General features: G+C 63.4%; 6 protein-coding genes. 4 read left to right on the forward strand and 2 right to left on the reverse strand.

The window, feature by feature from the left end; all coding sequences use genetic code 11:
* The first annotated feature begins 597 nt into the window (after nucleotides 1–597).
* Together AB4Y77_RS22865 and AB4Y77_RS22870 are read left to right on the forward strand one after the other, a co-directional pair.
* Nucleotides 598–1,350, forward strand: a complete 753-nt coding sequence (locus AB4Y77_RS22865) for a signal peptidase I (RefSeq protein WP_442015449.1) — start codon at nucleotides 598–600, stop codon at nucleotides 1,348–1,350.
* Entirely contained in the window at nucleotides 1,343–1,774 is a 432-nt protein-coding gene (locus AB4Y77_RS22870) for an Hpt domain-containing protein (protein ID WP_311215301.1), read from the forward strand. The genes AB4Y77_RS22865 and AB4Y77_RS22870 overlap by 8 nt, the downstream gene beginning before the upstream one ends.
* 63 nt (nucleotides 1,775–1,837) lie before the next feature.
* Here AB4Y77_RS22870 and AB4Y77_RS22875 read toward each other — a convergent pair whose 3' ends face one another.
* On the reverse strand, nucleotides 1,838–3,151 hold the full coding sequence (locus AB4Y77_RS22875) for an MFS transporter (RefSeq protein WP_442015450.1): 1,314 nt from the start codon (nucleotides 3,149–3,151) through the stop codon (nucleotides 1,838–1,840).
* A gap of 259 nt (nucleotides 3,152–3,410) precedes the next feature.
* Here AB4Y77_RS22875 and AB4Y77_RS22880 point away from each other — a divergent pair, with 259 nt between their 5' ends.
* Complete coding sequence (locus tag AB4Y77_RS22880) at nucleotides 3,411–4,151, forward strand: IclR family transcriptional regulator (protein ID WP_442015451.1); 741 nt, start codon at nucleotides 3,411–3,413, stop codon at nucleotides 4,149–4,151.
* 117 nt (nucleotides 4,152–4,268) lie between these two features.
* Nucleotides 4,269–5,456 (forward strand): 4-hydroxybenzoate 3-monooxygenase, encoded by a 1,188-nt coding sequence (locus AB4Y77_RS22885; protein ID WP_311215304.1) that lies wholly within the window; start codon nucleotides 4,269–4,271, stop codon nucleotides 5,454–5,456.
* 184 nt (nucleotides 5,457–5,640) lie between these two features.
* Here AB4Y77_RS22885 and AB4Y77_RS22890 read toward each other — a convergent pair.
* Nucleotides 5,641–5,949, reverse strand: a 309-nt coding sequence (locus AB4Y77_RS22890) for an HNH endonuclease (RefSeq protein ID WP_442015452.1), incomplete at its 5' end; no start/stop codon positions are given.

The following is a 5,949-nucleotide window of genomic DNA, read 5'->3' on the forward strand; positions in this document are numbered from 1 at the left end:
CCTCACCTCCGTGACCTCGGCCAAGACCGACAACCTCAAGGTCACCACCGCGTTCCCCACCACCGCCAACAACGACTTCCAAGGCGCGACGTCCACCATCGCCTTCTCCTTCACCGGCACCCAACGCACCGAAACCACCAAGTAAGCACCAACAACGTCGCCGGGTCTGATCGGATTCACTACCCCAGCCCGATCAGCACCGGCGACAATTTCACCACCAAGAAGCACCCCCTGCTGACCCCGAACGGCCCGCCCGCTATAGCACCGGGCCCGCTTTAACACCGGGCAGCCCGCCGTAACCCCGGGCAGCCCGCCGTAACCCCGGGCAGCCCGCTGCGACTGCCGCAACAGAAACACCCTCAAGCCCCGGCGGGCCTGGTCGGGCGCCCCCCTGCCCGATCAGGTCCGCCGGTATTTTCCGGGCAGTTTTCCTGGCAGTTCTCCTGAGAAACTACATTTCTGGGCCAGCCGTATTCTTGCCCGCCGTATTCCTGAGCCAGCCTTGAGGATTTACCGCAGGAAGCCTGAGCTGGGCCACGCAGACTTTGATGCAGGCTCCCCACAGAAGTCGACCACCACCCGGAAGGAACGCCAGGCATGAGCGCACTGAGCACCATCACCACTCCCGCAGTTCACGGCCGGCGTTCCGCCGCGAAGCCTGCTGCCGCCGCCGCCGCCGCCGTCGCTTCCGCGACCGGGCCTGCCGCCGTCGATCCTTCCGTCCTTGAGACCGCCGTCGTGAAGCAGTCCGCAGCGGCCACCCCCATTGCAAGCACCACCGGCACCTTCCGCCGGGTTGCCGGCAAACTGGTGAGGGGTATCGGTGTGGGCATGCTGGTCCTCGCAGCCTTGGTGTTCCTGTTCCTCGCGATCGGCCCGCGCGTCCTGGGCTACCAGACCTCCACCATGCTCACCGGATCCATGGCCCCGCTGATCAACCCGGGCGACGTCGTGGTCACCGTCCCCACCCCCATCACCGACGTCAAGGTCGGCGACATCATCACCTACCACATCCCGGTCGAAGACCAGCGGGTGGAAACCCACCGGATCACCGAGATCACCACCACCGCCGACGGCGGCGTAGCAGTCCAAACCAAAGGCGACGCCAACAACGGCATCGACCCCTGGATCGCCACCCTGCAGGGCAAAACCGTGGACAAGCACGTCGCCACCATCCCTGGAATCGGCAACGCCATCCGGGCCCTTCGCGAACCCATCGTGATGAACATCCTCATGTACGGCGCACCCACCATCCTGGTCATCGGAATGCTCGCCTCGATCTGGACCAAAGACCCCGCCAAGACCGCGCCATCAGCCGCCGCAGAGCCTCAGGCAGCAAGCAGTGAGTGACTCTCGGGCGGTGATGAGTCACGCTGATCCACGCCGGATAGCAGCGGAACCTGTCCTGGAGGCGTGCAAGCTGCAGGCGCTGGCTGAGGAGTTGGACGACTCTGCGCCGGCCATCAGTTTCCTCTCCACATACCTGTCCATGCTGCCCGGCAGGATGCTCAGAATCTCCACGGGCCTTTGCCTGCACGATGCCGATGCCAGCATGGATGCGGTCTTGAGCCTCAAGATTTCCTCCGCCATGGTGGGGGCCTCGGAGACGGAAAACCAGTGCCGGGCCATTGAAACCATGATCCGGGAGGACCATTTCGACTCAGCGGTCCTGGCACTCCCCGCGCTGCAGAACTCCACTGAACGCTGCTTTGCGGCAGGTCCGCAGCTGCTCGGGAAAGCGCACGAGTCCCTGCGTCAAGTGCCGGGCCGTTGAATCCTGGGCGGTAGGTCCTGGGCGGTAAGTGCCGGGCGGTAAGCCCCGGGTGGTGAAGACGAGCTAGTGGCGGGTCGGCACGGAAGTGTCGGCGGCCTTGACCTCATGCGGCACCAGGAACAGGGCGGCAACGGCCAGGAGCCCGGCAGCTGCAAAGACGTAGAAGCCTGCAGGATAAGCGATATTCGCGGCCACCAAGGTCCCGGTCACCGCAGGACCAACGATCGCGCCCAACCTGCCAACCCCGGCAGCGAAGCCCAGGGCGGTTCCGCGGAGCCTTGCCGGGAAGAGCTGGCTGACCCAGGCATACACCAGCACCTGGGAGCTGAAGACGAAGACGCCTGTCACGAAGACGGCCGCGTTGAGCAGGAATTCGTTCTGGATCTTGACGCTGAGGATGGCCAGCAGCACCGCCGACAACCCGAACCACAACAGCACGATCTTCTTGGTCCCATGCTTGTCGGCAAGGATTCCGGCGAGGAACAGCCCCGCCACGGCGCCCACGTTCAGGACCAGCAACAGTGTCAGCCCGGTGCTCACGGGATATCCGGCGGCGGCCATCAGTTGGGGCAGCCACGTATTCAGCCCGTAGACCAGCAGCAGCCCCATGAACGACGCAATGCCAATACCAACAGCCACCAAAGGATAGGGCTTCTGCAGGAGGTCGCGGAATCCGGTCTTCTGTTTGGTGCCGGCGGAATGTTCGACGGCGGCCGCAGCCTTTGCGGATCCGCCCGCCGTAGGTTCGCCCTCCTTGGACTCGCCGGTCTTGGACTCGGCCGCCTGGGTAGGAGCTGCTTCCGGGAGCGATTCGGGCAACTTGACCCAGAGGAACGGCAACAGCACCAGCCCAGCCACGCCGCCGATGATGAACATGAGCCGCCAGTTGGGAACAATGAAAATGGCGAGCAGGGCCGTGGCTACAGCGCCCACGTGGTAGCCGGTCATGGTCCGGGTGGTGGACTTCCCGGCTGACCCGGCTGGGGCGTAGTCGTTCATGTAGGCCAACGCGGCCGGAAGGCAAGCGCCCAACCCGAGGCCGGCCAGCAGGCGGAGCAGCGAGAACACGGCAACGTTCGGGGCGAAGGCAACGCCGATGGTGAACAGCGAGAAGCCTGCCACGCAGGCGATCAGGAGTTTCCGACGACCAAAATTGTCCGATAGCGGCGCAATGAAAAGCGCTCCAAGACCAACGCCAACCAGGGAGATGGTGGCAGCGAAGGTGGCTCCGACAGCGTCGAAGCCCAGCTCGCCGGTCTTGATGAGCGTGGGAATGACCGTTCCAAGGACCACGAGGTCGAAGCCGTCCAGGACCATGGCCAGCCAGCATAGCCACACGGGCCATTGGGAGCGGCGGGCAGATGACATCGTTGGCATAGCGTCCTCGGTACTTCGTTGTTGTAGGTCTTGGCTGACTCATTCCTGGGCTTGATTCCTGAGCCAAAGAACGTTCGGTCGGTTATGAGAGTTGTATCACCGCTCGATGTTGCGTGGCACACGTTCTACCATTGAATGGAAGGAGTCCGGCGGCATGGACGTCACCCACTATTCAAAAAGCAGTCCCCGCTGACCCACAAGCAACCGCCCAATAAGCAACCGCCAGCTAGCGGCCGACCAACGAGCAAAGGAGCGCGCCGTGGCCAACTCAGCATCAGGAGATTCCGTGGTTGACCGCGTGGTGCGGGTCATCGAGGCCTTTCCGGRGGGCGTGACCTCGCTCCAATTGACCGAGCTGGCTGATCGGGCCGGGCTTCCCTTGTCCTCGGCGCATCGACTGGTCCGCCAACTCTCGGAGCATGGGTTGCTGGATCTTGGTGCGGGCGGGACCGTGCGTCTGGGGCTGCGTTTGTGGGAACTCGTCAACCGCAATTCGCCCACCTTGGCCCTCCGCCAGGCCGCCATGCCCTTCATGGAGGATATCCAGCAGGTCCTGAACCAGAACGTGAACCTTGCTGTGCTGGATGGTTGGGAGGCGCTCTTCGTGGAGCGGCTCTCGCGGAGAGGGTCAGTTGCCAACCGGGCCAGGATCGCCGGAAGAATGCCCGTCCATATCTCCTCGGCAGGGTTGGCCTTGATGTCCCACCAATCACGAGAACTACAGTCGGAGTACCTCGAGCAGTTCCAGGATCCGTCCGGAAAGGTGACGGCCGACGTCGTGCGTCACTTCCTGGCCGAAGCGGCCCAGCAGGGCTTCGTGCAACTGGCGGGCGTGGTGGATCCTGACACGTGGGGCATCGCCGTTCCCGTGATGAATGCCAAACGTCGCACTGTGGCGGCACTGGGTGTTGTGGTCCCGCTTGCGGAAATGCGGCTGCAGGCGCTGGTCCCCGCGCTCCAGACGGCGGCCCGTGGCATCGGACGCCAGCTCGGCGACTGATCAAGCTTCCGTTCAACGGAATTCTTGTAACGCCAATCACCCGTTGCGGGCCACACTGATTCCAGATTCATCCCGCTTCCGAGCAAGCCGGGATCCGCAACGAAGCGAGGAACAACCATGGCACGCACACCAATCACCACCCAAGTGGCCATTATGGGCGCAGGTCCCGCAGGCCTCATGCTCTCCCATCTGCTGGCCAAGCAGGGCATTGAGTCCGTAGTGGTGGAGATCCGGAGCCGCAAGGACATCCAGGAGACGGTTCGCGCTGGAATTCTTGAGCACGGCACTGTGAACTTGTTGGTGGATTCCGGCGTTTCAGACCGGGTGCTTCGCGAAGGCGACCGGCACGATGGCATCGAGCTGCGGTTCAACGGCGAGAGCCACCGCATCAACTTCAAGGAACTCGTCGGCGAATCCGTGTGGCTTTACCCGCAAACTGACGTTTTCATGGACCTCGCCGCGAAGCGGGAGGCCGACGGCGGTGACGTCCGGTACAGCGTCACGGACACCACGGTTCACGACCTCGAAGGCAAGCCGAAGGTGTGGTTCACGGACGCCGCCGGGCAGGAGTTCGAAATCCAAGCCGACTTCCTGGTGGGTGCCGACGGATCCCGCAGCCACTGCCGTTTCCAGATTCCCGAGGCCAACCGCAAGTGGTACTTCCATGAGTACCCCTTCGCTTGGTTCGGAATTCTTGCTGAAGCCCCGCGCAGCGCTGACGAACTGATCTATGCCAACTCCGAAAACGGCTTCGCCCTGATCAGCCAGCGCACCGAAACCGTGCAGCGCATGTATTTCCAGTGCGATCCCAAGGAAAACGTGGCCGACTGGGATGACGAACGCATCTGGAACGAATTCCGCAAGCGCGTCAACGGCAACGGGTTTGAGCTCAAGGAAGGGCCCGTTCTGGAGAAGATGGTCCTGCCTTTCCGCAGCTTCGTCCACACCCCCATGCGTCACGGCAACCTCTTCCTGGCCGGCGATGCAGCGCACACTGTTCCACCCACCGGAGCCAAGGGCCTCAACCTGGCAATCCACGACGTCAAAATGCTCTTTGAGGGCCTCGACTCGTTCTACTCCAAGGGCTCCACATCGCTGTTGGATTCCTATAGCGACCGCGCCCTGGACCGGGTGTGGAAGGCCCAGCACTTCTCGTACTGGATGACGTCCATGCTGCACACCGTTCCGGGTGCCGACGACTTCGACCGCGCCCGCCAACTCGGTGAGCTGCACTCGGTGGTCACCTCCGAGCACGCGAAGGCATACCTCGCAGAGTCCTACACCGGCTGGCCGGCCTCGCGCTAAGCCCGCGGGACTGTCCCAACCTCGCGGGTTTCGACAGTTCTGCCGGTTTGACGGTTTACCGGGTTCTGCCGCCGTGCCGGTCTGCTGGTAAACCGTGGGCGCTTGAGCTTGCTGAGTTCACGCTCGCCCAAGCCCGCGGGGCATCCCGCGCACGCCGTTCCCGCGGTGCATTCCGCGCGCACCTTTATTGAGGCGGTCCCGGGGAGTCTTCGTCCGGCGCCTGTGTTGGGCGGGTTTTTGTTCTGCCGACGTTTTCTTGTGTTTTGTGGGGTGTGTGGTGGTGGTTGCGTCGGGGTGTTTGGTGTGGGTCGATGTGGGGTGGGGGGATGAACCAGGGGACGCCGGTTTCCATGTCGATCCGCCACTGTTCCTTGTGGATGAGGTGGTGGTGGTGGCTGCAGAGCAGGGTGCCGTTCTCTGTTGAGGTGGTGCCGCCGTGGGACCAGTAAGTGATGTGGTGTGCTTCGCACCAGGGTGCGGGCATGGTGCAGTC

Source organism: Paenarthrobacter sp. YAF11_1 (assembly GCF_052113445.1).
In the GTDB taxonomy this organism is placed as follows: domain Bacteria; phylum Actinomycetota; class Actinomycetes; order Actinomycetales; family Micrococcaceae; genus Arthrobacter.

Excerpts from the sequence above, each read along its gene's own strand:
- AB4Y77_RS22865 (WP_442015449.1), top strand. The coding sequence starts at position 598 with ATGAGCGCACTGAGCACCATCACCACTCCCGCAGTTCACGGCCGGCGT.
- AB4Y77_RS22885 (WP_311215304.1), top strand. The coding sequence starts at position 4,269 with ATGGCACGCACACCAATCACCACCCAAGTGGCCATTATGGGCGCAGGT.
- AB4Y77_RS22875 (WP_442015450.1), bottom strand. The coding sequence starts at position 3,151 with ATGCCAACGATGTCATCTGCCCGCCGCTCCCAATGGCCCGTGTGGCTA.